Source organism: Mesorhizobium sp. BR1-1-13 (genome assembly GCF_020165515.1).
GTDB lineage: Bacteria > Pseudomonadota > Alphaproteobacteria > Rhizobiales > Rhizobiaceae > Mesorhizobium.
The window spans coordinates 362,939-388,538 of the sequence record NZ_JAIUIH010000004.1 but is presented as its reverse complement, the minus strand read 5'-3'; the positions used below and the strand labels follow the sequence as shown (position 1 = coordinate 388,538).

Below are 25,600 nucleotides of genomic sequence, written 5' to 3'. Positions count from 1 at the left end.
ATGACCCACCGCATTCTGATCCTCGGCGGAACCACCGAAGCCCGGCAACTGGCTGGAAACCTGGCCGCCGCCGGTCACTCGGTGATGTTGTCGCTGGCGGGCCGCACCGAAAGCCCGGTGGCGCAGGGCGTCCCGGTGCGCAGTGGAGGGTATGGCGGTGCTGAAGGGTTGGCCGCATATCTCAGGGAGGCGGGCACGGACCTGCTGATCAACGCCACGCATCCCTACGCGGCGCGAATCTCCGCCAATGCGGCGCAAGCCGCGCGCATGGCTGGGGTGCCGATCCTCGCTCTGCGCCGTCCCGGCTGGGAGCCTGTCGAGGGTGATCGCTGGACTGAGGTCGACACGACAGGGGATGCGGTGCAAGCACTTGGATCGGCGCCGCGCCGTGTTTTCCTGGCACTCGGCCGGCAGGAGGTCGCGGCTTTCGAGGCCGCGCCCCAGCATCACTATCTCATCCGCAGCGTCGATCCGGTCGAGCCGAAGCTGGCAGTGCCCAATGCCACCTACCTGTTGGCGCGCGGGCCGTTTCGCGAGGCGGAGGAACGCACGCTGCTCGAGCGGCACGGCATCGACATCGTCGTATCCAAGAACAGCGGCGGGGCGGCGACCTATGGCAAGATCGCCGCGGCGCGCGGGCTCGGCCTCGACGTGGTCATGGTGCGCAGGCCGGCGCTGCCGGAGATTCCTTCGGCTGCGACCGTCGATCAGCTTGCCGACATGGTCGATCATCTTGTCGAGCCTGCCGCGGAGCGCGGCGTATAGACCAGCGAAGACTTCTCGCCGCGCCTGATGATCCGCGTTTCCGGCGAACCGATGATGATGCAGGTTGCCATGTCCGCCTTGTCGGCATCGGCATCCGCCAGCAGGAACACCTCGATGCGTTCGTCAGGCCGGCCTGCGGCACGGCCGAAGATGACGGGCGTGGTGCCCGGCAGAATGGCCTTCAGACATTCGAAGGCGCGGCCAAGCTGCCAGGGGCGCGCCTTCGAGATCGGATTGTAAAGCGCGATGACGAAGCCGGCGCCGGCGGCCGCCAGCAGGCGCAGTTCGACCAGGTCCCATGGCTTCAGATTGTCGGACAGCGAGATGGCGCAGAAATCATGGCCGAGCGGTGCCCCGATGCGGGCAGCGACAGCGAGCATGGCGGTGACGCCAGGCACGATTGCGAGGTCGATGGCGCGCCATTCGGAGGGGCCGGCTTCGATCGCCTCGCAGACGGCCGCAGCCATGGCGAAGACGCCTGGATCGCCCCCGGAGACGACGGCGACATTGTGACCTTCGGCCGCCTTCGCCAGCGCCTCGTTGGAGCGGGCAAGCTCTTCGCGATTATCGGAGGCGATGCTGGTCTGATCGGGGCGCAATTCCAGCCGATCGAGATAGGGCTTGTAGCCATAGAAGAAGCTTGCCTCGGCGACGGCGTGGCTCGCCTGCGGCGTCACCTGATCGGCGTTGCCGGGTCCGAGCCCGATGAGGGTGAGGCGGCCGCTCATGCGCCACCCGTCGGCGCGACAGGACGTCCGGACCAGCCGGCGACGAGCACGATGGCGAAATAGGGCGCCTTGTCGTCCGGCTTGTCGGTGAGCCGCATCGAGACGCTGCCCGGCATGGTCCCGCGCTCGACATAAACGGCGCGTGCCAGCTTGCCGGTGGCCTCCAGCGCCCGTCGGATTTTGGGCAGGTTGCGGCCGACCTTCATGATGATGGCGGCATCGGTGTCGGCGAGGCGGCGGGTCAGTTCGAACTCGCTCATCGTGCCCGGCAGCACGGTCAGCACGTCGTCGCCCTGGACGATCGGCAGGCCAGTCGCCGACCAGCAGCCCGACATGGCGGTAACGCCGGGAATGACCTCGGTCGGAAAACGATGGGCGAGGCGCACATGCAGATGCATGTAGGAGCCGTAGAAGAGCGGATCGCCTTCCGATAGCACGGCGACCATCTTGCCGGCATCCAGATGACCGGCAACGGTCTCGGCGGACTCCTCGTAGAAGGCCGATATCTGCGCGCGGTAATCGTCGTGATCCTTGTCGATCTCCGTGGTCACGGGATAGAGCAGCGGCAGTTCCAGCATGTCGGGCCGGAAGCGCGTTCCGACGATGGCGCGCGCATTGCTGTTGTTGCCGCGCTTGGCGAAATACGCCACCACATCGGCCTCGGCCAGCGCACGCGCGGCCTTCAGCGTCAACAGTTCTGGGTCGCCGGGACCGGTACCGACGCCGACCAGGCGGCCCCTTGAGCCGGTTTTGGGGAGCGCGTTCACAGGCCGGGCCTCGCCAGGGAATTGAGGGCTGCCGCGGTCATGGCGCTGCCGCCAAGCCTGCCGCGCACGATTGCATAGGGTACGCCGTAAGAATTCTGCGCCAGCGCATCCTTCGATTCGGCGGCACCGACGAAGCCCACCGGCATGCCGAGGATGGCGGCCGGTTTGGGCGCACCGTCGCGCAGCTTTTCCAGGAGGTAGAAGAGTGCGGTCGGCGCATTGCCGATGGCTACCACCGAACCGGCGATACGCTCGCCCCACAGGTCGATCGCGGCGGCAGAACGTGTGTTGCCGATCGTCCTGGCGATTTCATGCGTGCGCGGATCGCGCAACGTGCAGATCACCTCGTTGCCGGCAGGCAAGCGGGCGCGTGTGACGCCGTGCGAGACCATTTCGGCGTCGCAGAAGATCGGCGCGCCGGCGGCAAGCGCAGCCCGTGCGGCGGCAACGAAATCGCTGGAGAAGACAAAATTCTTGGCGGCTTCCACTTGGCCGCAGGCATGGATCATGCGGACCGCGACATCGGCCTCCGCGTCGGAAAAGCGCGCGAGATCAGCCTCGGCGCGGATAATGGCAAAGGAGCGTTCGTAGATCGCCGTGCCGTCGTGGATGTAGTCGTAGGCGACCATTGTCATTCCTGTCGATAAGCCTCTGCGATGCCGGCCGGCCCCAGCCTTGTCAGGCAGGCGGCGGCGGTCTCGCCCTGATAGCGTGCGCTGCGGATTGCCGCCACGACGCGGCCGATGCCGCGCGCGGCGTCATAGCCCGGCCTGTAACCGGCAGGAAGGGCCTTTGCCGTCGCGTTCACGACAAGTCCGGCTCCATTTTCGCCGCCGACCACGGTCAGCGACGCTGGGCCGGGATGCGCGCAACCCTTGGCGCATCCTGAAATGTGCAAGGTGAAGTCGAGACTATCGGCGTTTTCGCTGGCGATCGCCTCGGCAATGTCCCGCGTGGCAATGCGACCCGAGGCACAAGCCGGCGCGCCGGGACAAGCAGCGATGCGCGTGCGCGGGTCGGTGGGGGAGGTGACGAAGCCGAGGGTAGCGGCTGTTTGCTGGAGGAAGGGATTGGCGGCTGGTGGCTGGCCGAGGAAGAGCAGGGCGCGGCCCGGGGCGAGGCGGATTTCTGACGTGCCGAGGGTGACAGCGCTTTGAGCGAGGGCGATGAGCCTTTCGGCGGGCATGCTGCCGTAGGGGAGACCGATGCCGAGAATGGGGACGTCGCCGGCTAAGGGGAAAAGGCCGATAGGTTTGCGCGAGGCGCCCCCCTCTGTCCTGCCGGACATCTCCCCCTCAAGGGGGGAGATTACGTGGTCGCCGACGGTTTCGCCAATTTCCGGTGTTGCTAAAGAAAATCCGGCGTCGAAGCTGCCGATCTCCCCCCTAGAGGGGGCGATGTCCGGCAGGACAGAGGGGGGCGCCTCGCGCAAATTTGTCAGGCATAGCCAACCCGCCAGGGACACCAACTGCCTCTCCGACAAATCCCTTGCGTGAGCGTCGCGGCCTTTCTCGGCGATCATCCTTAGAGCCGCGACGGCTATATCACGAGTCACACCGTCATCAGCAACCGCGAGCAGCCTTGCATTCCGCCCGTCACCGGCAACCGACACCCGCCACCGGGAGCCCGCATCGGTGCTCACCGCAACAAGCCGCATGTCGGCCGTCACAGCGTCCATCGTCAGTTGCCCGCCACCGTCGACAATGACCGAAACCTTGGGCCCGAGTCGCTGCGTCAGCCCGGCGTCCTCGACCGCTTTCCTGATCCCATCAGCCAGCGGCCGGGGATCGACGATCTCCTGCGGATCGATGCCGGCCAGTGGTCCGGTCTCCACTGATACGCCAGTGCGGACCACAATGCCCAGCGCATCGACTTCCTTCGCCAGCAGGGTGGCACTTTCCGCGGTCAATCCGCGTATTTGCAAGCTGCCGCGCGCTGTCACTTCCATGATGCCGTTGCCGTGCCGCAGGGCGGATTCTGCCAACCCGATCAGAAGCTTCGGCGACAATCCGCCAGAAGATGGGCCTCCGGCGACCGGGTTGAGCCGTACCAGCAGGCCGTCGCCGGTCTGCATCGGCGCCGACAAGGCCGGGCAGGCGCCGCGGCGCGAGAAGGCGTTCATGCCGCCACCCCTTGGGCTTCGGCAATCAGGGCCGCGAGGTCGTCGTCGATGGAATTGCGCAAGGGATGCCACAGACCCCGCCGGCGCGCCGACAGGAGGCGTTCGGCGATGACCTTCGCGGCGGCCGGGTTTTCGCGCAGGATGAAGGCGCGGACGTCCGCGTCGCCGAGATAGGCATCGTGCACGGCCTCAATCAGCGCGCCCGGTATGGCCTGCGTGGTTTCGGCGAAGCCAACCAGCCGGTCGACCGTTTCGGCGAATTCCGAGGCGCCGCGCGGGCCATGGCGCATCTGGCCCGCTATGAAGCGGGCGTTGACGGCGCGAGCGCGCACGACGCGCGTCACAGCCTCACTGAGCGAACGCGGCTTCGGCCTCTGCGGATCCGTCGTGTCCAGCACGATGACGTCGGCATTCCTGCCGAGCGCTGCAAGGGCGGCCGAAAAGCCGCCGATAAAGGCGACATCGGCGGAGCCTTCGAGGATATCGCGGCCGGGATCGTCGCCGGTGTGGACGAGAAGATCGGCTTCGGCGATACGGTTCTCGAATGCGCCGGGCGCGGCGATCCCTTCACCGCCGGCGCCGCCATAGGCATGCGACGTGGCATCGAGATAGGCGCGGCCGATTTCCTCGCGCGCCGCCCAGTCGCCGCTCGACAGGATTTCCTCGACGCCAGCGCCGTAGGTCCCGGGCGAGGTGCCGAAGATGCGCGGGCTGATCTTGCCTTCGGCGCGGGTCCTTGCGGCGAGCGGATTTTCCGAATCGTCCTCGTCGCGCGCGGCAACCGCGTTGGCAGCGGCATCGATCAGTGCGATCTGGGTCGGGAACATGTCGCGGAACAGGCCCGATATGCGCCAGGTAACGTCGACGCGTGGGCGGCCAAGCGCTGCCAGTGCCAACACCTCGATGCCGGTGACGCGGCCTGTGGCGGCATCCCATTGCGGTCGGCAACCCATCAGCGAAAGCCCCTGCGCGATCTCCTCGCCGCCGGTGCGCAAAGACGCCGAACCCCAAAGGTCGATGATCAGCGAGCGCGGCCAGTCGCCATGCGATTGCATATAGGCGCGCACCACTTCCTCGGCAGCAGCCTTGCCGATGTCGTAAGCCGTCGGCGTCGGCATGGCGCGCGGGTCCGACGTGAACAGGTTGCGGCCGGTGGGCAGAATGTCGGAGCGGCTGCGCGCGGGCGCGCCGGCCGGGCCCGCCGTGACATGACGGCCATCGAGCGCGTCGAGAAGGGCGGCCTTTTCGATCTCTGCGCTTTGCCGGCGCATAAGGTCGGGCTCGTCGTCGGGCGCGCGGCCGTAGACATGCAGCCCATCCTTGATGGCGAAATCCTTAAGGTCGCAGAGCCAGGCATCGATGCGGCGCAAGGCCTCGTCCGGCGCGTCGGTGCGGGCAACGCCGGCCTCCGCGGCGAGGCCCGTCGTCTGCGCGGTTTCGACGATCAGCCCGGCCAGACGGTCACGGCGACGGCGGTCGAGACCGTCAGCCTGGGCGTATTCGTCGACCAGCCGTTCGAGCTTGTGCTGGTTCTCGTCCAATCCGGCGCCGGTCAGCGGCGGCGGCAGATGGCCGAGCGTGACGGCTGCGATCCGCCGCTTGGCCTGCGCCGCCTCGCCGGGATTGGAGACGATGAAAGGATAGATCACGGGCAGGGGACCGGTGACGATCTCGGGGAAGCAGCTTTGCGAAAGCGCAACCGTCTTGCCAGGCAGCCATTCCAGCGTGCCATGCGCGCCGACATGGACAAGCGCATGGACGCCGAGCGATTTGCGCAGCCACAGGCCGAAGGCGAGCAACGCATGGCGTGGCGGCAGCGTCGGGTCGTGATAGTCGGCGCGGCGGTCGGCCGATCGGCCGCGGTCGGGAGCGAGCGCCACGGTGATGTTGCCGAAGATCGCGGTGCGGAAGGGGAAGTGTTTTTCGCTTGATAGCAAAGCTGTCTCGCCTTCGGCTTTGCCCCAAGCGGCTTCTACTGCGGCAACTGCTGCTGACGGCAGCTCATTCGAGAAGGCAAGGTACTCATCCAGCCCCAGCCCCGCGTTGCTGCGCTCCAGCGCATCCAGCAACGCACGCGGCGATTGCGGAATCCCTTCAACCGCATAGCCCTGTTCCTTGAGGTCGTGCAGCATCGCCAGCACGCTGGATGGCACGTCCAACCCGACCGCATAGCCCGTGCGGCCGGGAGCGCTTGGGTAATCGGGGATCAGAATGGCGAGCTTGCGTTCCGCGCGCGGCGTTTCCCGAAGCCTGATGAAGGCTTCGACCCGGTCCGCCACCTGTTCGACGCGATCGGGCTCCGGCCGGTTGGCGAAGGCGCGGTGGCCGAGCGCCGGGTCGGTCTCGCTTTCGCCCTTGAAGGAAATGGCGCCGGCGAGGATGCGGCCGTCGAGTTCGGGCAGCACGACATGCATGGCAAGGTCGGCTGGCGCCAGCCCACGCTGGTTCGTTTCCCAGACGTCGCGGCGGGTGGTGGCGACGATCACCTGGAAGATCGGCACGCCGGCGCGGTCGAACAGGGTTTCGACGCCGGGTTCGGCGCCGGAAGCGAAGGCGGTCGCCGTGACGATGGCGGCGGGCTTGAGCTGGGCAATCGCGGTCTCGACAAACGCCAGGGATTCCAGGTCCTTCAGGCTGGAAACAAAGATCGGCACCGGACGCATACCGCGTTGCCGCAGCGCCTCGAAGAGCGTGTCGATCGGGGCGACATCCGCGGCGAGCAGCATTGAGCGGTAGAACAGGATGGGCACGACCTTTCCCTCCCCCTCGAGGGGAGGGTGGCCCGCAGGGCCGGGTGGGGTCGGTGCGACTGGGTTCGGCGCCTCTTTAAGTCGGCGCACTTCAGAGGCGACCCCACCCCCGGCCTGCGCCCGAACCCTTCCCTCGAGCGGGAGGGGGACGACGCCGCGACCCGGCTCGTAGTAACCCGCCTTCGGCACGCTTACCGGCTCGGCTGCTATCGCATCAGACCCCGTCAACCGCGCCAGCCTGCGCACCAGCGCGCTCATATTGGCCGGGCCGCCCTCGCGGAAATAATTGAGCAGCCCGTCCAGTTCCTCGCGCGACAGCGTCGAGGCTTCGATCAGCCTGATATCCTCGTCGTGGCTCTCGCCGGGAAGCAGTGCCAGCTTTATGCCGCGCTCGCGGGCAACCGCGGCCAACTGGTCGCAGCCGTAGCGCCACCACTCGTAACCGCCGAGAATACGCACCAGGATGATTTTGGCGTGACGGGCGACGCTGTCGATCCAGAGGTCGACGGACATGGGGTGGCGCAGGTCGCGGAGCGCGGCCAGCCGCATCGTGGGCAGCCGATCGGCGTCGCCTTTCCAGGCCGCCGCCAGTCCGGCCAGGTCGCTGTCGGTGAAGGACAGCGCCACCATATCCGCCGGCGTCTGCCGCAGATCGACCGGCTCGGCGAGATCGTCGAGCGAGGCGGATGTGGTGGCGAGGATGTGCATCGCGGTCGCTGTTGCGTCAGCCGGCGAGTATACGCTCGATCGCCGGGCGGTTCAGCCCCTTGAGGCCGATGACGACCAGGCGCGAGCGGCGGTCGTCTTCAGCCGTCCAGGCGCGGTCGTAGTAATGATTGACGCGCGGACCGACCGCCTGCAGCAACAGCCGCATCGGCTTGCCGCCGACCTCGACGAAGCCTTTCACCCGCAGCACGTTTTCCTGTTCAGCCGCGGTGGCGACGCGCTTTGCCAGGTCGTCCGGATTGGCGATCGAGGGGATGTCGACGATAAACGTATCGAAGTCGTCGTGCTCGTGGTCGAAGGCGCCGTCATGATGGGACTTGCGGTTCTCGATGTCGTCCTCGACGGCGAGGCCCAGCCCGAGCAGCACGGACGGATCGACCTTGCCATGAGCTGTCGGCACGACCTTCACGGCGCGGGCGGAGTGTTCGCCAATGACGGCGTTGGCGCGAGCCGAACCTGCGGCATCCATCAGGTCGCTCTTCGACAGGATGATGAGGTCGGCGCAGGCGATCTGGTCCTCGAACACCTCCTCGATGGGGTCGTCGTGGTCCAGTGTCTGGTCCTGCGCGCGTTGCGCCTGCAGGGCGTCCATGTCGTTGGCGACGCGCCCCTCGGCGAGTGCCGGACCGTCGACCACGGCGATCACGCCGTCGACTGTCACCCGGCTCTTCACCGTCGGCCACTGGAATGCCTGGACCAGCGGCTTGGGCAGAGCCAAGCCTGAGGTCTCGATCAGGATGTGGTCGACCTTCGGCGTCAGCGACAGGATCTGGTCGAGCGCGGGGACGAAATCGTCGGCGACGGTGCAGCAGATGCAGCCATTGGCCAGTTCGACGATGTTTTCCTCCGGGCAGGTGTCGATGCCGCAGCCCTTCAGGATCTCGCCGTCGATGCCGATGTCTCCGAATTCGTTGACGATGATGGCGATACGCTTGCCGCCCGCGTTTTCCAGTAGATGGCGGACCAGCGTGGTCTTGCCGGACCCCAGGAAGCCGGTGACGACGGTACAGGGGACGCGGGAGAGAGTGGCGGCGGAAACTGCGGCGGTCATGATCAGTCCTTCAGCATGTCGAGGGGAGGAATGCGGGCAACGAGGCCGCGCTTGAGGGAATCCGGACGGCCGCGCCACGGAATGAGGCCGTCGGTCGAAGAGGCGAAGAGTTTCGCGCCGGTGACGAGATCGGCGCCGCTGGCGATGTTTAGGTCGCCGAAGACATAACTCCAGCAGCCGTCGCGAAGAATCGCGGCACTGAGGCGGCGCTTGCAATTGCCGAGGCATTCGACGGTGCGGACGCGGACATTGTCGGCCGTTGCGGCTTGGCGCGTGTCTTGAGCCAAAACTTCGCCGGCGCGGGGATGGGCGTCGGAACCGGTCTCGTCGCGGCAGGAAGCGCAGACGATGACAGTGACGCCGGCCAAGGCGTCGCTATCGCCAGACAAGTCGCTATCGCCAGACAAAATGTCCGCTGTTTCAGCCGGGAAACTGCTGTCGCGTTCCAAATCGGGCTCCTTGCCCGGAAAACCCGCCGGGCGATCGGATTCTTATGTCTCAGACGGCAGGTCTCCTGGCTCGCGGGTCATAGCCTTCGTGCCGCCTTCCCGGGACCGTCCCAGTGGTTTTCGGCCTTGGCTCGTCGCTTACAGTTGCGGGGACAGCCGCGGATTTGAAATCGAGATTTCGCACCGCATTCCCTCTTGGCTCCTCCCTTTGCCGAGAGGAGACCGTCTGGATGGGATTTAGGCTCTTGCCGGCGGCGGTGTCAACGCGCGTCTACGACACGGCAATGTCGGCGAGCGGCTGCCCAAGGTCGCCGGCGGGCGTAATCTCAATCCGTTCGAGGCCGAGCCAGCCCTGCATCTGCGTCAATTCCTGGACGAGTTGCGTGGCGGTTTCAGGCGGCGCGCTGGGCTCGGCATAGGCCGCGTGGACGCGTAGCACGCCGGCCGGCCGGTCGGCCTTGAGGTCGACGCGCGCCACGATCCTGTCGCCGAGCAGGAAGGGCAGGACGTAATAACCGTATTGCCGCTTTTCGGCAGGGGTGTAGATTTCTATGCGGTAGTGGAAATCGAACAGCCGCTCCGTGCGCGAGCGCTCGAAGACCACCGGATCGAACGGCGCCAGCAGGGCGCGGGCGTTGATCCTGCGGGGAATGCGGGCCTCCTTGTGGAGGTAAGCCGGTTTGTTCCAATCCTCGACACGCACCGGCACCAGCTCGCCTGTTTCAACCAGTTCCTCCAGCCGGCCCTTCATGTCGGCCGGCGACAAGCGAAAGTAGTCGCGCAGGTCGCTCGCTGTCGCGACGCCATGGGCGCGGGCGGAGATCCGCAGCAATTCCCGATGCGCGTCCTCGGCTGATGGCACCGGCAGATCGAGGATTGCCTGCGGCAGCACGCGCTCGGGCAGATCATAGAAGCGTTCGAAGCCACGGCGATGCGCGGTGGTGATGCGTCCTGCCCAGAACAGCCATTCGAAGGCATGCTTGGCGTGGCTCCAGCCCCACCAGCCGCCGGATCCCTTTTGGCCTTCGAGCGCGGACGCGGCGATCGGACCGCGTTCTGCGACCTCGCGGTAGATCTCTTCTATATAGGCGGCGTGCTCGCGCCCCCATTTGGCCAGTCCCAGGTACATTTCATCGCCGCGCTCGGCGCGCTGCATGCGCCAACGCATCAACGGATAGGTCTCGACCGGCAGGAAGGAAGCCTCGTGCGCCCAGTATTCGAAAACCGTGCGCTTGCGCGTGACGGCGGCGTTGTCGAGCAAGGCGAACGGGTAGGGGCCAAGGCGCGAATAGAGCGGCATGTAATGAGCGCGCACCACCGCGCTGACGGAATCGATCTGCAGCAGGCCGGTACGCGAGAGCACGCGGGCGAAGTGGCGTCGGTCGGGCGTGCCGGCTGGGCGGGGATCAGTGAACCCTTGGGCGGCGAGCGCGATGCGCCGGGCCATGGCGAGCGAGATCTTTTCCTTCATTCGGATGCGACTCTGAGGCGTGTTGAGCGTCGTTCGGACAGTTGATTCCAGCGATGCTAGCAGGGTTTTGTCGGCAATTCTGTCAGGAGAGAAAGTGGAGTAAAAAGCGAAGGAAATCAGACAGGAGCGGATCGGACCAGTTTCTTCCCTTATGCCGTCCAGGCCGGTGTTTTGAACAAGGTTTGACTTGCTTCGCCGGAAGCGCTGCGCTAACCCTCGCCGCGTTGCAGCAAAGGCCCCTTAAAACGGTTCAGCGGTTAAACTGTCACGCTTCCGCAATAGGGTCTGGTGCTGTAATCAAAATGGATTGGCGCCAACGGAAAGCCGCAGCATGAACGCACTTCTCGGTTCGTACCTGCCCATCGTCCTGTTTATCGCAGTGGCGGCGGCTGTCGGCGTTGCGCTTATCGTGGCGCCGTTCCTGGTGGCCTATCGCAATCCCGACCCGGAAAAGCTTTCCGCCTACGAATGCGGGTTCAACTCGTTCGATGACGCCCGCATGAAGTTCGACATCCGCTTCTACCTGGTGTCGATCCTGTTCATCATCTTCGACCTGGAAGTGGCCTTCCTGTTTCCGTGGGCGGTGTCGTTCTCGAAAATCGGCATGCTCGGTTTCTGGTCGATGATGGTGTTCTTGGCAGTGCTGACCATCGGCTTTGCCTATGAATGGAAAAAAGGAGCGCTCGAATGGGATTGAGCGACAGTTCCGGCACGCTCGTCGCGCCGAAGCCCAAGGGTCTGATCGATCCCAATACCGGCAGGCCGGTTGGGTCCGATGATCCGTTCTTCCTCGAAATCAACAACGAACTCGCCGACAAGGGTTTTCTCGTCACCTCGACCGAAGCGCTGATCACCTGGGCGCGCAGCGGCTCGCTGATGTTCATGACCTTCGGCCTCGCCTGCTGCGCCGTCGAGATGATCCACACCTCGATGCCGCGCTACGATTCGGAGCGGTTCGGTGTTGCCCCTCGCGCGTCTCCGCGCCAGTCCGACATCATGATCGTCGCCGGCACGCTGACCAACAAGATGGCCCCGGCGCTGCGCAAGGTCTACGACCAGATGCCGGAACCGCGCTACGTCATCTCGATGGGCTCCTGCGCCAATGGCGGCGGCTATTACCACTATTCCTATTCGGTGGTGCGCGGCTGCGACCGCATCGTGCCGGTCGACATCTATGTGCCCGGCTGTCCGCCAAGCGCCGAAGCGCTGCTCTATGGCATTCTTCTGCTCCAGAAGAAGATCCGCCGCACCGGCACGATCGAACGGTAAATCCATGGCCGCATCCCTGAGCGAACTGTCGACCTATCTCGGCGAAAAACTGATTGGCCGCGTCAATGAAGCGGTGTTCGCCTATGGCGAACTCACCATCCATGTCGAACCGCGCGATCTGATCGAAGTGGTGACTTTCCTGCGTGACGATCCGCGCTGCCAGTTCATCTCGGTCATCGATGTCTGCGGCGCCGACTATCCGTCGCGGGCCAAGCGTTTCGACGTCGTCTATCACCTTTTGTCGCCAAAGCAGAACGTGCGTATCCGCATCAAGGTGCAGGCCGACGAGGAGACGATGGTGCCGTCGATCACCGGCGTCTATCCCGGCGCCGACTGGTTCGAGCGCGAGACCTACGATCTCTATGGCGTGCTGTTTTCGGGCCACCCCGATCTGCGGCGCATCCTCACCGATTACGGTTTCGACGGTCACCCGCTGCGCAAGGATTTCCCGCTGACCGGCTTCGTCGAGGTGCGCTACGACGACGAAGCCAAGCGCGTCATCTACGAGCCGGTGGAACTGAAGCAGGAATTCCGTAATTTCGATTTTCTGTCCCCATGGGAAGGCACCGATTACGTGCTGCCAGGGGATGAGAAGGCAAAGCAGTAATGGCCGAAACTTCCGTCCGCAATTTTAACATCAACTTCGGACCTCAACACCCTGCCGCGCATGGTGTTTTGAGATTGGTTCTGGAGTTGGACGGCGAGGTCGTCGATCGCGTCGATCCTCATATCGGGCTCTTGCATCGCGGCACCGAAAAGCTGATCGAGCACAAAACCTACTTGCAGGCAGTGCCTTATCTCGACCGGCTCGACTATTGCGCGCCGATGAACCAGGAGCATGCCTTCGCACTGGCCGCCGAGCGCCTGCTCGGCATCGAGGTGCCGAAGCGCGGCCAGTTGATCCGCGTGCTCTACTGCGAGATCGGCCGCATCATGTCGCACATCCTCAATGTGACGACGCAGGCGCTGGACGTCGGCGCGCTGACGCCGCCTCTGTGGGGCTTCGTCGAGCGCGAAAAGCTGATGGTGTTCTACGAGCGCGCCTCGGGCTCGCGCATGCATGCCGCCTATTTCCGTCCGGGTGGCGTCCATCAGGACCTGCCGCAGAAGCTGCTCGAGGACATCGGCAAGTGGATCGATCCGTTCCTGAAGTCGATCGACGACCTCGATCAGTTGCTGACCGGCAATCGCATCTTCAAGCAGCGCAATGTCGATATCGGCACGGTTTCGCTGGCCGACGCCTGGGCCTGGGGCTTTTCCGGCGTCATGGTGCGCGGCTCGGGCGCTGCCTGGGACCTGCGCAGATCGCAGCCCTATGAATGCTATTCGGAGCTCGATTTCGATATTCCGATCGGCAAGAACGGCGACTGTTTCGACCGCTACCTCGTGCGCATGGAAGAGATGCGCCAGTCGGCGAAGATCATGCGCCAGTGCATCGATCTCCTGCTCGGCAAGGAAAGCTCAGGGCCGGTGTCGAACCTCGACGGCAAGGTCGTGCCGCCGAAGCGCCAGGCGATGAAGCGCTCGATGGAAGCGCTGATCCATCATTTCAAGCTCTACACCGAGGGTTACCGCGTGCCGGCCGGCGAGGTCTATGCGGCGGTCGAGGCGCCCAAGGGCGAGTTCGGCGTCTATCTGGTCTCCGACGGTACCAACAAGCCTTATCGCTGCAAGCTGCGCGCCCCCGGTTTCGCGCATCTCCAGGCCATGGATTTCCTGTGCCGCGGTCACATGCTGGCCGACGTCACCGCCGTCCTCGGCTCCCTCGACATCGTGTTTGGTGAGGTCGATCGCTAAATGTCAGTCCGTCGTCTCGCAGAAGCCAGCGTCCAGCCAGCATCCTTCGCCTTCAACCGGGCGAACGCGGCCGCCGCCAAGCAATGGATCAAGAAGTACCCGAAGGGCCGGGAACAGTCTGCGATCATTCCACTGCTGATGCTGGCGCAGGAGCAGGAAGGCTGGGTCACCAAGGCGGCGATCGAGACGATTTCGGACATGCTCGGCATGCCGCGCATCCGCGGGCTCGAGGTCGCGACCTTCTACACGCAGTACCAGCTGAATCCTGTCGGTACGCGGGCGCACATCCAGGTTTGCGGCACCACGCCCTGCATGCTGCGTGGTTCGGAAGCGCTGATGGACGTGTGCCGCTCCAAGATCCACCATGACCAGTTCCACACCAACGACAAGGGGACGCTGTCGTGGGAAGAGGTCGAATGCCTCGGCGCCTGCGTCAACGCGCCGATGGTCATGATCTTCAAGGACACGTTCGAAGACCTGACGCCGGAACGGCTGGCGGAAATCATAGATCTCTACGATGCGGGCAAGGGCGCCTCGGTGACGCCGGGGCCGCAGAACGGCCGCACCGGCTCGGAGCCGGCCACCGGCCTCACGACGCTGAAAAGCGAGAAGGCGATCCTCAAGTCGACCCGTGACAGGGAGGCCATCGAAGCCGCCAAGGCCGCCAAGGCGGCACCCGACGCGATCATCGCGGCGCCGGTGCCAGCGCCGGCCGCCACCCCCGTCGCGCCGTCCAATGCCAGCAAGCCGAAAACCGATGCGGCTGAAACCAGCCCGGCGCTGAAAACACCGTCTCCGGCCAAGGTCGCGTCGGCAACGGAAAAAGCGGCGAGCGTCGCGGCCCCCCGCCACTCGGCGACAAACGCCAACAAGGCGGCGCCCGAGGTCGAGAAAGTTTCGAAGCCGCGCAGCGGCCCCCTGAACAAGGCTGAGCCGGCTTCCGCGTTCAAGTCGCCGGAAACCAAGGTTCCCGCCAAAGCGGCCAAGCCTTCCTTGGAAGACAAGAACCGGCCGGCCGGCATCGCCAGGCCGGCACTGGTCGATGATCTCAAGCTGATCTCCGGCGTCGGCCCGAGGACCGAGGGCATCCTGCATTCGCTCGGCATCTTCACCTTCGCCCAGGTTGCGTCTTGGAAGAGGGCCGAACGGGAGTGGGTGGACAGCTATCTCTCTTTCCGCGGCCGCATCGAGCGCGACGACTGGGTCAAGCAGGCCAAGGCGCTCGCCAAGGGCGGTGTCGCCGAATATATCCGAGTCTTCGGCAAGAAGCCGGTCTGAGGGACGAACAATGCTCCAGGACAAAGACCGCATCTTCACCAACATTTACGGCCTCTTCGACAAGTCGCTGGCCGGCGCAATGGCGCGAGGCGCCTGGGACAACACGCCCGGCATCGTCGCCAAGGGGCGCGAGTGGATCGTCAACGAGATGAAGGCGTCGGGCCTGCGCGGCCGCGGCGGCGCCGGTTTCCCGACCGGCCTGAAATGGTCGTTCATGCCCAAGCAGAGCGACGGCCGGCCGAGCTATCTCGTCATCAATGCCGACGAATCCGAGCCCGGTACCTGCAAGGACCGCGACATACTGCGCAACGATCCGCACACGCTGGTCGAAGGCGCCTTGCTCGCCGGCTTCGCCATGGGCGCGGTCGCGGCCTACATCTATGTGCGCGGCGAGTTCATCCGCGAGCGCGAGGCGCTGCAGCGTGCCATCGACGAGGCCTATGAGGCCAAGCTGATCGGCAAGGGCAACACTTCAGGCTACGATTTCGACGTCTATATGCACCATGGCGCCGGGGCCTATATCTGCGGCGAGGAGACGGCGCTGCTCGAAAGCCTCGAGGGAAAGAAGGGCCAGCCCAGGCTGAAGCCACCATTTCCTGCCAATGTCGGCCTCTATGGCTGCCCGACCACGGTCAACAACGTCGAATCGATCGCGGTGGCGCCGACGATCCTGCGCCGGGGCGCCGCCTGGTTCTCATCCTTCGGCCGGCCCAACAATGTCGGCACCAAGCTTTTCTGCGTCTCCGGCCACGTCAACAATCCGTGCACCGTCGAAGAGGCGATGTCGATCCCGTTCCGCGAGCTGATCGAGACGCATTGCGGCGGCATCCGTGGCGGCTGGGACAATCTCCTCGCCGTCATTCCTGGCGGCGCCTCGGTGCCGCTGGTGCCGGCCGAGCAGATCATCGATACGCCGATGGATTTCGACGCGCTGCGCGACCTCAAATCCGGCCTCGGCACGGCGGCCGTCATCGTCATGGACAAGTCGACCGATGTCGTGAAAGCCATCGCGCGGCTGTCCTACTTCTACAAGCATGAGAGCTGCGGCCAATGCACGCCGTGCCGTGAAGGCACCGGCTGGATGTGGCGTGTGATGGAGCGTCTGGTGCGTGGCGAGGCGCAGAAGCGCGAGATCGACATGCTGCTCGACGTGACCAAGCAGGTCGAAGGCCACACGATCTGCGCGCTGGGCGACGCAGCCGCCTGGCCGATCCAGGGCCTGATGCGGCACTTCCGCGGCGAGGTGGAGCGGCGCATCGACGAGTTTTCGCGCAACGCGCACCGGGCCGAGCCGGTGTTGGTGGCGGCGGAATAGAGAAGCATTGAATGGGCGAAAGCCCGGAGCGAGAAGAACGGGGCGGGGCGAACGAAGAAACGACCAGGAGAATTCTATGGCGCCGTATTCGACACCCCACCCGTTGATGCCCAATTTGGACCAGATCGAGAAGATGAACCAGGACCTGACCAGGATGATGCCGAAGGAGATGGCCGGCGCCGTCAACCTTCTGGCGCACCCTGTCGCGGGCGCGGCGGCGATATCGGCCCTGGGGCTTGGGCTCGCCAACCACGCTTTCGGCGTCTGGTTGGGTGCGCTGTCGGGCGCAGCCGAGGCGTCGCAACGCCTCATGCAGCCGCTCATCGAGGATTTCGAGGCGCGCGTCGAACAATTCGAGGATGCGAGCCTTTCGTCCACCAGAGCGCGGGCGACGGCCAAGACCCTGATCGCCGAGGCACAGTCCTTCGCGCAGGAAGTCACCGACATTGCCGCCAGGGAGGCTGCCACCACGGTGCCGGCGGCACAGGCCGGGCGGTCAGCGGACGAGCTTCCGGATGTGCTGCTGCCCGAGGATTTCAGGCAGCCCAAGGCTATCGACAGGCCGGCGAAGCCTTCGGATCTCAAGAAGATATCGGGTATCGGCCCGAAGCTGGAGACGGTGCTCAACGGGCTCGGCATCTGGACGTTCCACCAGATCGCCGACTGGTCGCCCGAAGAGATCGCCTGGGTCGACGACTACCTGTCGTTCAACGGCCGTATCGTGCGCGACGACTGGATTGCCCAGGCGGCTGTGCTGGCCGCGAAGAAGTGAATGAAATGCCGGGTGCCGCGTCTGTCGCGCCCGGAAAATGAGATTGCGGGAAATCCGCAGAGGTTTGAGGCGAATGGCAAAGCTCAAGGTCGACGGGAAAGAAATCACTGTACCCGACCATTACACGTTGCTGCAGGCGGCAGAGGACGCGGGCGCGGAAGTGCCGCGCTTCTGCTTCCACGAGCGGTTGTCGATCGCCGGCAATTGCCGCATGTGCCTGATCGAGGTGAAGGGCGGGCCGCCCAAGCCGCAAGCGTCCTGCGCCATGGGCGTGCGCGACCTGCGTCCCGGTCCGAACGGCGAGGCGCCGGAAATCTTCACCAACACGCCGATGGTCAAGAAGGCCAGGGAGGGCGTGATGGAATTCCTGCTGATCAACCATCCGCTGGATTGCCCGATCTGCGACCAGGGCGGCGAATGCGACCTGCAGGACCAGGCGATGGCCTTCGGCGTTGATTCCTCGCGCTATCACGAGAACAAGCGCGCGGTCGAAGACAAGTATATCGGCCCGCTGGTCAAGACGGTGATGAACCGCTGCATCCACTGCACGCGCTGCGTTCGCTTCACCACCGAGGTTGCCGGCATTTCCGAACTCGGCCTGATCGGCCGCGGCGAGGATGCCGAGATCACCACCTATCTCGAGCAGGCGATGACCTCGGAGCTGCAGGGCAACGTCATCGACCTATGCCCCGTCGGCGCGCTGACCTCCAAGCCTTTCGCCTTCCAGGCACGGCCGTGGGAGCTGACCAAGACCGAATCCATCGACGTCATGGATGCCGTCGGCTCGGCGATCCGCGTCGACAGCCGCGGCCGCGAGGTGATGCGCATCCTGCCGCGCGTCAACGAGGCGGTGAACGAGGAATGGATCTCCGACAAGACCCGCTTCATCTGGGACGGCTTGCGCACGCAGCGCCTCGACCGGCCCTATGTGCGCAAGGACGGTAAGCTGGTCCCGGCGAGCTGGGCCGAGGCCTTCGCGGCAATCAAGGACGCCGTGTCGAAGACTACGCCCGAGAAGATCGGCGCCGTAGCGGGCGATCTTGCCGCGGTCGAGGAAATCTACGCCCTGAAGCTCCTGATGACCGCACTCGGTTCGAAGAACATGGATTGCCGCCAGGACGGCGCCGCGCTCGATCCGTCGCTTGGCCGGGCAAGCTACATTTTCAACCCCACCATCGAAGGTATCGAACAGGCGGACGCGGTGCTGATCATCGGCGCCAATCCGCGCTTCGAAGCCTCGGTGCTCAACGCCCGCATCCGCAAGCGCTGGCGGGTCGGCAATCTGCCGGTCGGCGTCATCGGCGATGTCGGGGATACACGTTATGACTACGAACTGCTGGGCGCAGGACCGGAATCGCTCAAGGATCTGGCCGACGGCAATGGCAAGTTCTTCCAGGTGCTGAAGAAGGCGACGCATCCGCTCATCATCGTCGGCCAGGGCGCGCTGGCGCGCCCCGATGGCGCGGCCGTACTCGGCCAGGCGGCGAAGCTCGCCGCCTCCGTCAATGCCGCAAGGGCGGACTGGAACGGCTTTGCCATCCTGCACAATGCGGCGGCGCGCGTCGGCGGCCTCGACCTTGGCTTCGTGCCGAGCGAGGGCGGCAGGAACGTCGCCGGCATGCTGGGCGAGACGGACGTGCTGTTCCTGCTTGGCGCCGACGAGATCGACATGGCAAAGACCGGCGGCGCTTTCGTCGTCTATGTCGGCACCCATGGCGACGCCGGCGCGCACCGCGCCAACGTCATCCTGCCGGGTGCCGCCTATACCGAGAAATCAGGCACTTACGTCAACACGGAAGGGCGCGTGCAGCAGACCAACCGCGCCGGCTTCGCGCCGGGCGACGCGCGCGAGGATTGGGCCATCATCAGGGCATTGTCGGATGTACTGGGCAAGAAGTTGCCGTTCGATTCGCTGCCGCAGCTGCGCGCTAAACTCTACGGCGAATACCCGCATCTTGCCCGCATCGACCAGGTTGCTGCGGGCAATGCCGAGGATATCGCCAATGTGGCGAAGCTCGGCGGACGGCTGAACAAGGGCACGTTCACGTCGCCGGTCCAGGACTTCTACCTGACCAACCCGATCGCGCGGGCCTCTGCCGTGATGGCGGAATGCTCTGCGCTGGCCAAGAGCGGCTTCAAGCAGGCGGCGGAATAAGCATGGACACCTTCTTCTCCTTTTACGTGCTGCCGGCGCTGATCATCGTGTTGAAGTCGGTCGTACTGATCGTCGTGCTTCTCATCGCCGTCGCCTATCTGCTCTATGCCGACCGCAAGATCTGGGCGGCGGTGCAACTTCGCCGAGGCCCGAACGTCGTCGGCCCCTGGGGTACGCTGCAGGCTTTTGCCGACCTGTTGAAGTTCGTCTTCAAGGAGCCGGTGATCCCGTCCGGCGCCAACAAGGGCGTGTTCCTTTTGGCGCCGTTGGTATCGGCGGTTCTGGCGATCTCGGCCTGGGCGGTCATTCCGGTCAGTCAGGGCTGGGCCGTCGCCAACGTCAATGTCGGTATCCTCTATGTCTTCGCCATCTCCTCGCTCGAGGTCTATGGCGTGATCATGGGCGGCTGGGCGTCCAATTCGAAATATCCGTTCCTCGGGGCGCTGCGTTCGGCCGCACAAATGGTGTCCTACGAGGTCTCGATCGGCTTCGTCATCGTCACCGTGCTGCTTTGCGTCGGCTCGCTCAACCTGTCCGACATCGTGCTGTCTCAGCAGGATGGGCTCGGCACCAAGCTCGGCCTGCCCAACACCTTCCTCGACTGGCACTGGCTGTCGCTGCTGCCGATGTTCGTCATCTTCTTCATCTCGGCCCTGGCCGAGACGAATCGCCCGCCTTTCGACCTGGTCGAAGCCGAATCGGAACTGGTCGCCGGCCACATGGTCGAATATTCATCGACGCCGTTCCTGCTGTTCTTCCTCGGCGAATATGTCGCCGTCGTGCTGATGTGCGCGCTGGCCACCATCCTGTTCCTCGGCGGCTGGCTGCCGCCGTTCAACTTCGCGCCCTTCACCTGGGTGCCGGGGGTGATCTGGTTCGTGCTCAAGATCTGCCTGATGTTCTTCATGTTCTCCATGGTGAAGGCGTTCGTGCCGCGTTACCGCTACGACCAGCTGATGCGGCTTGGCTGGAAGGTGTTCCTGCCGATCTCGCTGTTCATGGTGGTGCTGACCGCCGCCTTTCTCAAGATCACGGGGTTTGCGTGATGTCCGCTCTGTCCCAGGCCGCCAAATCGCTGCTGTTGAAGGATTTCGTCGGCGCCTTCTTCTTGTCGATGCGCCAGTTCTTCGCGCCGAAGGAGACGATCAATTATCCGCACGAGAAAGGGCCGGTGAGCCCGCGCTTCCGCGGCGAGCATGCACTGCGCCGTTATCCCAATGGCGAGGAACGCTGCATCGCCTGCAAATTGTGCGAGGCGATCTGCCCGGCGCAGGCCATCACCATCGAGGCCGGCCCGCGCCGCAATGACGGCACGCGCCGTACCGTGCGCTACGACATCGACATGGTGAAGTGCATCTATTGCGGCTTTTGCCAGGAAGCCTGCCCGGTCGACGCCATCGTCGAGGGGCCGAATTTCGAATTCGCGACCGAGACGCGCGAGGAACTCTACTACGACAAGGACAGGCTGCTGGCGAATGGCGACCGGTGGGAGCGCGAACTGGCGCGCAACATCTCGCTGGACGCACCGTACCGCTGATATCGCATGGACAGGGGCGAGGGCCCTTGTCCGGGGATGACCCGAAGCATTTCAGGCAAAGTCATCCCTCAGGACTTCAGAGTTGCCCATGTTTCTTTGCGCCGGGTCTTTCAACCCGGTTGGAACATGGGCTAGGACAACGCGGCTTCGCACCGGAGGCGGAACGAAGCCACAGACAACAAACAGGACGAACGTCCTGTTTGGACAGGAACCCGGGGGAACCCCAATGCTGAGTGGACTAGAGGCGGCCTTTTTCTACCTCTTCGCCTTTGTCGCCGTGGCGTCGGCGTTCATGGTCATTTCGTCGCGCAACCCCGTGCATTCGGTGCTGTTCCTGATCCTGACCTTCTTCAACGCCGCCGGCCTGTTCATGCTGACGGGCGCCGAGTTCCTGGCGATGATCCTGCTCGTCGTCTATGTCGGCGCTGTCATGGTGCTGTTCCTGTTCGTCGTCATGATGCTCGACGTCGACTTCGCCGAGATGAAGGAAGGCGCCCTGCAATATGCGCCGATCGGCGCGCTGGTCGGGCTGATCCTGGCGGCGGAACTGATCGTGGTGCTCGGTGGCTATACATTCGCCCCGCAGCTCGCCTCGACGGTATCGAAGCCGATTCCCGATCTCGCGGCGCGCTCGAATACGGCAGCGCTCGGCGACATCCTCTATACGGACTACCTCTACTACTTCCAGATCTCGGGCCTCGTGCTGCTGGTGGCCATGATCGGCGCCATCGTTTTGACGCTGCGCCACAAGGAAGGGGTCAAGCGGCAGTCGATCGCAGCCCAGGTCGCCCGCACGGCGGCGACGGGCATGGAAATCCGCAAGGTCAAGTCGGGCGAAGGAGTCTGAGATGGTCGTCGGCATCGCACATTATCTGACCGTATCGGCGATCCTGTTCACGCTCGGCGTGTTCGGCATCTTCCTGAACCGTAAGAACGTGATCGTCATCCTGATGTCGGTCGAGTTGATCCTGCTTGCGGTCAACATCAATTTCGTCGCCTTTTCGGCGGCTCTCGGCGACCTGGTCGGCCAGGTGTTCGCGCTGTTCGTGCTGACGGTCGCGGCGGCGGAAGCCGCCATCGGACTTGCCATTCTCGTCGTCTTCTTCCGCAACCGCGGCTCGATCGCGGTCGAAGACGTGAACATGATGAAGGGTTGACGGAACCACCATGTACCAGGCCATCGTCTTCCTTCCGCTGCTCGGCTTCCTGATCGTCGGCCTGTTCGGCACGTCGCTTGGCGCCAAGGCGTCCGAATACATCACCTCCGGCTTCCTGGTGATCGCGGCGGTGCTGTCGTGGGTTGCTTTCTTCACCGTTGGCTTCGGCCATGGCGAGGTGTTCACCGTGCCGGTGCTGCGCTGGATCCAGTCCGGCGGGTTGGAGGCGTCCTGGGCGCTCAGGATCGATACGCTGACGGTGGTCATGCTGGTGGTGGTCAACACCGTGTCGGCGCTGGTCCATATCTACTCGATCGGCTACATGCACCACGATCCGAACCGGCCGCGCTTCTTCGCCTATCTGTCGCTGTTCACCTTCGCCATGCTGATGCTGGTGACGGCCGACAACCTCGTGCAGATGTTCTTCGGTTGGGAAGGGGTGGGCCTGGCGTCCTACCTGCTGATCGGTTTCTGGTACAAGAAGCCCTCGGCCAACGCCGCGGCCATCAAGGCCTTCGTCGTCAACCGCGTCGGCGATTTCGGCTTCGCGCTCGGCATCTTCGGCGTGTTCGTGCTGTTCGGCTCGGTCAATCTCGGCACCATCTTCGCCAATGCGGCGACGTTCATCCCGGCTGAAGGCGCCCCGCAAGGTGCGGCAGTGCTGACCTTCCTCGGCTATGCGTTGGACAAGCAGGCGGCGATGACGATCGTGTGCCTGCTGCTGTTCATGGGTGCCATGGGCAAGTCGGCGCAGGTGCCGCTGCACACCTGGCTGCCGGATGCCATGGAAGGCCCGACGCCGGTCTCGGCGCTCATCCATGCCGCCACCATGGTGACGGCCGGCGTGTTCATGCTGGCGCGGCTGTCGCCGCTGTTCGAGCTGTCGCATTCGGCGCTGACGGTGGTGACCTTCATCGGCGCCTTCACCGCCTTCTTCGCGGCGACCGTCGGCCTCGTCCAGAACGACATCAAGCGCGTCATCGCCTATTCGACCTGCTCGCAACTTGGCTACATGTTCGTGGCGCTCGGCGTCGGCGCCTATGGCGCGGCGATCTTCCACCTGTTCACGCATGCCTTCTTCAAGGCGCTGCTGTTCCTCGGCTCGGGCTCGGTCATCCATGCGGTTTCCGACGAGCAGGACATGCGCAAGATGGGCGGCCTGAGGACGCTGATCCCGACGACCTACTGGATGATGGTAATCGGCACCCTGGCGCTGACCGGCGTCGGCATTCCGGTCACCGTCATCGGCACCGCCGGGTTCTTCTCCAAGGATGCCATCATCGAGACGGCCTTTGCCGGGCATAATTCCGTGGCGGGCCTCGCCTTCGTGCTGCTGGTGATCGCCGCCGGCTTCACCTCCTTCTATTCCTGGCGGCTGATCTTCATGACCTTCCACGGCAGGCCGCGGGCGAGCCATGAGGTGATGCACCATGTTCATGAATCGCCGCCGGTGATGCTGGTGCCGCTGTTCGTCCTGGCGGCGGGCGCACTGTTTGCCGGCATCATCTTCCACGGCGCCTTCATCGGCGAGGGCTATGCCGAATTCTGGAAGGCATCGCTGTTCACGCTGCCGGACAACCACATCCTGCACGACATCCACGAACTGCCGCTATGGGTCGAGCTATCGCCCTTCATCGCCATGCTGATCGGCCTGGCGCTGGCGTGGAAGTTCTACATCCGCTCGCCGGAAGTGCCGGTCAACCTGGCCGCCCAGCATCGCGGGCTCTATGCCTTCCTGCTCAACAAATGGTATTTCGACGAGCTCTATGACTTCCTGTTCGTGCGGCCGGCCAAACGCCTCGGTTCCTTCCTGTGGAAGACCGGCGACGGCACTGTCATCGACGGTCTCGGGCCTGACGGCATTTCGGCACGCGTCGTCGATGTCACCAACCGCGTCGTCAAGTTGCAGACCGGCTATCTCTATCACTATGCCTTCGCCATGCTGATCGGCGTTGCCGCATTCGTCACCTGGATGATGCTCTGATGACCGCCTGGCCAATTCTCTCGCTGGTCACCTTCCTGCCGCTGGTTGGTGTGCTGCTCATCCTGTTCATCAACGACGACAGCGAAAACGCACGCCGCAACATCCGCGCCATCGCGCTGCTGACGACGACGTTCACCTTCATCGTCTCGCTGTTCATCTGGACCGGCTTCGACAATTCGCAAGCCGGCTTCCAGTTCGTCGAGAAGGTCGCCTGGCTCGATTCCGGCATCTCCTACCATATGGGCGTCGACGGCATTTCGATGTTGTTCGTCATCCTGACGACATTCCTGATGCCGCTCTGCATCCTGGCGTCGTGGGAAGCGATCGAGAAGCGCGTCAAGGCCTACATGATCGCCTTCCTGCTGCTTGAAACGCTGATGATTGGCGTGTTCTGCGCGCTCGACATCGTGTTGTTCTACGTCTTCTTCGAAGCCGGCCTGATCCCGATGTTCATCATCATCGGCGTCTGGGGCGGCAAGCGGCGCGTCTATGCCTCCTTCAAGTTCTTCCTCTACACGCTCGCCGGCTCCGTGCTGATGCTGCTCGCCATCATGGCGATGTTCTACCAGTCCGGCACGACCGATATCCCGACGCTGTTGACGCATAATTTCCCCGCCAACATGCAGACGTGGCTGTGGCTCGCCTTTTTCGCCTCCTTCGCGGTGAAAATGCCGATGTGGCCGGTGCACACCTGGCTGCCGGATGCGCATGTCGAGGCGCCGACAGCCGGTTCGGTGATCCTGGCCGCCATTCTGCTGAAGATGGGCGGATACGGCTTCCTGCGGTTCTCCTTGCCGATGTTCCCGCTGGCATCCGAGATGTTCGCGCCGCTGGTCTTCGCGCTTTCGGTCGTCGCCATCATCTACACCTCCCTGGTGGCGCTGATGCAGGAGGACATGAAGAAGCTGATCGCCTATTCGTCGGTCGCCCATATGGGCTTCGTGACCATGGGCATCTTCGCCATGAACCAGGAAGGCGTGCAGGGCGCGATCTTCCAGATGCTCAGCCACGGCCTGGTCTCGGGCGCGCTGTTCCTGTGCGTCGGCGTCATCTATGACCGCATGCACACGCGTGAGATCGCCGCCTATGGCGGCCTGGTCAACAACATGCCGAAATACGCCACCGTGTTCCTGATCTTCACCATGGCCAATGTCGGCCTGCCGGGCACGTCAGGCTTCGTCGGCGAGTTCCTGACCATGCTGGGCGTGTTCCGGGTCAATACCTGGGTGGCGTTCTTCGCCGCCACAGGCGTCATCCTGTCGGCGGCCTACGCGCTTTGGCTCTACCGCCGGGTGATCTTCGGCGCGCTGACCAAGGACAGCCTCAAGGGCCTGCTCGACCTCTCGACACGCGAGAAGGCGATCATCTATCCGCTGGTCGTGCTGGTCATCTTCTTCGGCGTCTATCCCGCTCCCGTCTTCGACGCGACGGCCCAGTCGGTCAAGTCGCTCGTCACCAATGTCACCGCATCCATCGGCGCCGCGCAGACCGCGGCGGCGAACTGACC

23 protein-coding genes and 1 riboswitch are annotated in these 25,600 nt (G+C 64.4%); of the genes, 15 read left to right on the top strand and 8 right to left on the bottom strand.

Features of this window, described 5'->3' with window-relative positions:
• On the top strand, positions 1-765 hold the full coding sequence (locus LB533_RS12565) for a cobalt-precorrin-6A reductase (protein ID WP_224677277.1): 765 nt from the start codon (positions 1-3) through the stop codon (positions 763-765).
• Here LB533_RS12565 and LB533_RS12560 read toward each other — a convergent pair.
• The 8 genes from LB533_RS12560 to LB533_RS12525 all read right to left on the bottom strand — a co-directional run bounded on the left by LB533_RS12560 (position 729) and on the right by LB533_RS12525 (position 10,829).
• Complete coding sequence (locus tag LB533_RS12560; RefSeq protein ID WP_224677276.1) at positions 729-1,493, bottom strand: precorrin-3B C(17)-methyltransferase; 765 nt, start codon at positions 1,491-1,493, stop codon at positions 729-731. The genes LB533_RS12565 and LB533_RS12560 overlap by 37 nt on opposite strands.
• Complete coding sequence (locus LB533_RS12555; RefSeq protein ID WP_224677275.1) at positions 1,490-2,260, bottom strand: precorrin-2 C(20)-methyltransferase; 771 nt, start codon at positions 2,258-2,260, stop codon at positions 1,490-1,492. The genes LB533_RS12560 and LB533_RS12555 overlap by 4 nt, the downstream gene beginning before the upstream one ends.
• On the bottom strand, positions 2,257-2,889 hold the full coding sequence (locus tag LB533_RS12550; RefSeq protein WP_224677274.1) for a precorrin-8X methylmutase: 633 nt from the start codon (positions 2,887-2,889) through the stop codon (positions 2,257-2,259). Before LB533_RS12550 ends, LB533_RS12555 begins: the two co-directional genes overlap by 4 nt.
• A gap of 2 nt (positions 2,890-2,891) precedes the next feature.
• The gene (cobG, locus tag LB533_RS12545; RefSeq protein WP_224677273.1) at positions 2,892-4,382 is read right to left on the bottom strand and encodes a precorrin-3B synthase; all 1,491 of its coding nucleotides are present in this window, start codon (positions 4,380-4,382) and stop codon (positions 2,892-2,894) included.
• Entirely contained in the window at positions 4,379-7,840 is a 3,462-nt protein-coding gene (gene cobN / locus LB533_RS12540; protein WP_224677272.1) for a cobaltochelatase subunit CobN, read from the bottom strand. Before cobN ends, cobG begins: the two co-directional genes overlap by 4 nt.
• Before the next feature lie 16 nt (positions 7,841-7,856).
• Positions 7,857-8,909: a cobalamin biosynthesis protein CobW gene (gene cobW, locus LB533_RS12535; RefSeq protein WP_224677271.1), complete on the bottom strand. Its 1,053-nt coding sequence runs from the start codon at positions 8,907-8,909 to the stop codon at positions 7,857-7,859.
• A 2-nt stretch (positions 8,910-8,911) separates the two neighbouring features.
• The gene (locus LB533_RS12530) at positions 8,912-9,358 is read right to left on the bottom strand and encodes a DUF1636 family protein (protein WP_224677270.1); all 447 of its coding nucleotides are present in this window, start codon (positions 9,356-9,358) and stop codon (positions 8,912-8,914) included.
• 37 nt (positions 9,359-9,395) lie between these two features.
• A riboswitch (cobalamin riboswitch) is annotated at positions 9,396-9,600 on the bottom strand.
• Between the two features lie 29 nt (positions 9,601-9,629).
• Entirely contained in the window at positions 9,630-10,829 is a 1,200-nt protein-coding gene (locus LB533_RS12525) for a winged helix-turn-helix domain-containing protein (protein ID WP_224677269.1), read from the bottom strand.
• 331 nt (positions 10,830-11,160) lie between these two features.
• Here LB533_RS12525 and LB533_RS12520 point away from each other — a divergent pair, with 331 nt between their 5' ends.
• The 14 genes from LB533_RS12520 to LB533_RS12455 all read left to right on the top strand — a co-directional run bounded on the left by LB533_RS12520 (position 11,161) and on the right by LB533_RS12455 (position 25,598).
• Complete coding sequence (locus LB533_RS12520; protein WP_140639103.1) at positions 11,161-11,526, top strand: NADH-quinone oxidoreductase subunit A; 366 nt, start codon at positions 11,161-11,163, stop codon at positions 11,524-11,526.
• Complete coding sequence (locus LB533_RS12515; protein WP_140495576.1) at positions 11,517-12,098, top strand: NuoB/complex I 20 kDa subunit family protein; 582 nt, start codon at positions 11,517-11,519, stop codon at positions 12,096-12,098. The genes LB533_RS12520 and LB533_RS12515 overlap by 10 nt, the downstream gene beginning before the upstream one ends.
• A gap of 4 nt (positions 12,099-12,102) precedes the next feature.
• Positions 12,103-12,705 carry an NADH-quinone oxidoreductase subunit C gene (locus LB533_RS12510; RefSeq protein ID WP_140495577.1) on the top strand — a complete coding sequence of 201 codons (603 nt, stop codon included), beginning with the start codon at positions 12,103-12,105 and terminating at the stop codon, positions 12,703-12,705.
• On the top strand, positions 12,705-13,895 hold the full coding sequence (locus LB533_RS12505) for an NADH-quinone oxidoreductase subunit D (protein ID WP_140639102.1): 1,191 nt from the start codon (positions 12,705-12,707) through the stop codon (positions 13,893-13,895). The genes LB533_RS12510 and LB533_RS12505 overlap by 1 nt, the downstream gene beginning before the upstream one ends.
• Positions 13,896-15,173 carry an NADH-quinone oxidoreductase subunit E gene (locus LB533_RS12500; RefSeq protein ID WP_140639101.1) on the top strand — a complete coding sequence of 426 codons (1,278 nt, stop codon included), beginning with the start codon at positions 13,896-13,898 and terminating at the stop codon, positions 15,171-15,173.
• A 10-nt stretch (positions 15,174-15,183) separates the two neighbouring features.
• Positions 15,184-16,488: an NADH-quinone oxidoreductase subunit NuoF gene (gene nuoF, locus LB533_RS12495; protein WP_140521143.1), complete on the top strand. Its 1,305-nt coding sequence runs from the start codon at positions 15,184-15,186 to the stop codon at positions 16,486-16,488.
• A 76-nt stretch (positions 16,489-16,564) separates the two neighbouring features.
• On the top strand, positions 16,565-17,260 hold the full coding sequence (locus tag LB533_RS12490) for an NADH-ubiquinone dehydrogenase (RefSeq protein WP_140639100.1): 696 nt from the start codon (positions 16,565-16,567) through the stop codon (positions 17,258-17,260).
• Positions 17,261-17,333: 73 nt separating this feature from the next.
• Positions 17,334-19,415, top strand: coding sequence for an NADH-quinone oxidoreductase subunit NuoG (gene nuoG / locus LB533_RS12485; protein ID WP_140639099.1), 2,082 nt, complete (start codon positions 17,334-17,336; stop codon positions 19,413-19,415).
• 2 nt (positions 19,416-19,417) lie between these two features.
• Entirely contained in the window at positions 19,418-20,461 is a 1,044-nt protein-coding gene (nuoH, locus tag LB533_RS12480; RefSeq protein WP_224627743.1) for an NADH-quinone oxidoreductase subunit NuoH, read from the top strand.
• Entirely contained in the window at positions 20,461-20,952 is a 492-nt protein-coding gene (gene nuoI / locus LB533_RS12475; protein ID WP_140553634.1) for an NADH-quinone oxidoreductase subunit NuoI, read from the top strand. Before nuoH ends, nuoI begins: the two co-directional genes overlap by 1 nt.
• A 226-nt stretch (positions 20,953-21,178) precedes the next feature.
• Complete coding sequence (locus tag LB533_RS12470) at positions 21,179-21,799, top strand: NADH-quinone oxidoreductase subunit J (protein ID WP_140495585.1); 621 nt, start codon at positions 21,179-21,181, stop codon at positions 21,797-21,799.
• 1 nt (position 21,800) lies between these two features.
• The gene (gene nuoK, locus LB533_RS12465) at positions 21,801-22,109 is read left to right on the top strand and encodes an NADH-quinone oxidoreductase subunit NuoK (RefSeq protein WP_019858930.1); all 309 of its coding nucleotides are present in this window, start codon (positions 21,801-21,803) and stop codon (positions 22,107-22,109) included.
• Between the two features lie 10 nt (positions 22,110-22,119).
• Positions 22,120-24,093 (top strand): NADH-quinone oxidoreductase subunit L, encoded by a 1,974-nt coding sequence (gene nuoL, locus LB533_RS12460; protein WP_140579847.1) that lies wholly within the window; start codon positions 22,120-22,122, stop codon positions 24,091-24,093.
• Positions 24,093-25,598, top strand: coding sequence for an NADH-quinone oxidoreductase subunit M (locus LB533_RS12455; protein WP_140495587.1), 1,506 nt, complete (start codon positions 24,093-24,095; stop codon positions 25,596-25,598). The genes nuoL and LB533_RS12455 overlap by 1 nt, the downstream gene beginning before the upstream one ends.
• Positions 25,599-25,600: the final 2 nt, after the last annotated feature.

Bases quoted from the DNA above. Each gene is read 5' to 3' on its own strand.
- LB533_RS12565 (WP_224677277.1), top strand. From the start codon at position 1: ATGACCCACCGCATTCTGATCCTCGGCGGAACCACCGAAGCCCGGCAA.
- LB533_RS12560 (WP_224677276.1), bottom strand. From the start codon at position 1,493: ATGAGCGGCCGCCTCACCCTCATCGGGCTCGGACCCGGCAACGCCGAT.
- LB533_RS12550 (WP_224677274.1), bottom strand. From the start codon at position 2,889: ATGGTCGCCTACGACTACATCCACGACGGCACGGCGATCTACGAACGC.
- cobG (WP_224677273.1), bottom strand. From the start codon at position 4,382: ATGAACGCCTTCTCGCGCCGCGGCGCCTGCCCGGCCTTGTCGGCGCCG.
- cobN (WP_224677272.1), bottom strand. From the start codon at position 7,840: ATGCACATCCTCGCCACCACATCCGCCTCGCTCGACGATCTCGCCGAG.
- cobW (WP_224677271.1), bottom strand. From the start codon at position 8,909: ATGACCGCCGCAGTTTCCGCCGCCACTCTCTCCCGCGTCCCCTGTACC.
- LB533_RS12525 (WP_224677269.1), bottom strand. From the start codon at position 10,829: ATGAAGGAAAAGATCTCGCTCGCCATGGCCCGGCGCATCGCGCTCGCC.
- LB533_RS12520 (WP_140639103.1), top strand. From the start codon at position 11,161: ATGAACGCACTTCTCGGTTCGTACCTGCCCATCGTCCTGTTTATCGCA.
- LB533_RS12515 (WP_140495576.1), top strand. From the start codon at position 11,517: ATGGGATTGAGCGACAGTTCCGGCACGCTCGTCGCGCCGAAGCCCAAG.
- LB533_RS12510 (WP_140495577.1), top strand. From the start codon at position 12,103: ATGGCCGCATCCCTGAGCGAACTGTCGACCTATCTCGGCGAAAAACTG.
- LB533_RS12505 (WP_140639102.1), top strand. From the start codon at position 12,705: ATGGCCGAAACTTCCGTCCGCAATTTTAACATCAACTTCGGACCTCAA.
- LB533_RS12500 (WP_140639101.1), top strand. From the start codon at position 13,896: ATGTCAGTCCGTCGTCTCGCAGAAGCCAGCGTCCAGCCAGCATCCTTC.
- nuoF (WP_140521143.1), top strand. From the start codon at position 15,184: ATGCTCCAGGACAAAGACCGCATCTTCACCAACATTTACGGCCTCTTC.
- LB533_RS12490 (WP_140639100.1), top strand. From the start codon at position 16,565: ATGGCGCCGTATTCGACACCCCACCCGTTGATGCCCAATTTGGACCAG.
- nuoG (WP_140639099.1), top strand. From the start codon at position 17,334: ATGGCAAAGCTCAAGGTCGACGGGAAAGAAATCACTGTACCCGACCAT.
- nuoH (WP_224627743.1), top strand. From the start codon at position 19,418: ATGGACACCTTCTTCTCCTTTTACGTGCTGCCGGCGCTGATCATCGTG.
- nuoI (WP_140553634.1), top strand. From the start codon at position 20,461: ATGTCCGCTCTGTCCCAGGCCGCCAAATCGCTGCTGTTGAAGGATTTC.
- LB533_RS12470 (WP_140495585.1), top strand. From the start codon at position 21,179: ATGCTGAGTGGACTAGAGGCGGCCTTTTTCTACCTCTTCGCCTTTGTC.
- nuoK (WP_019858930.1), top strand. From the start codon at position 21,801: ATGGTCGTCGGCATCGCACATTATCTGACCGTATCGGCGATCCTGTTC.
- nuoL (WP_140579847.1), top strand. From the start codon at position 22,120: ATGTACCAGGCCATCGTCTTCCTTCCGCTGCTCGGCTTCCTGATCGTC.
- LB533_RS12455 (WP_140495587.1), top strand. From the start codon at position 24,093: ATGACCGCCTGGCCAATTCTCTCGCTGGTCACCTTCCTGCCGCTGGTT.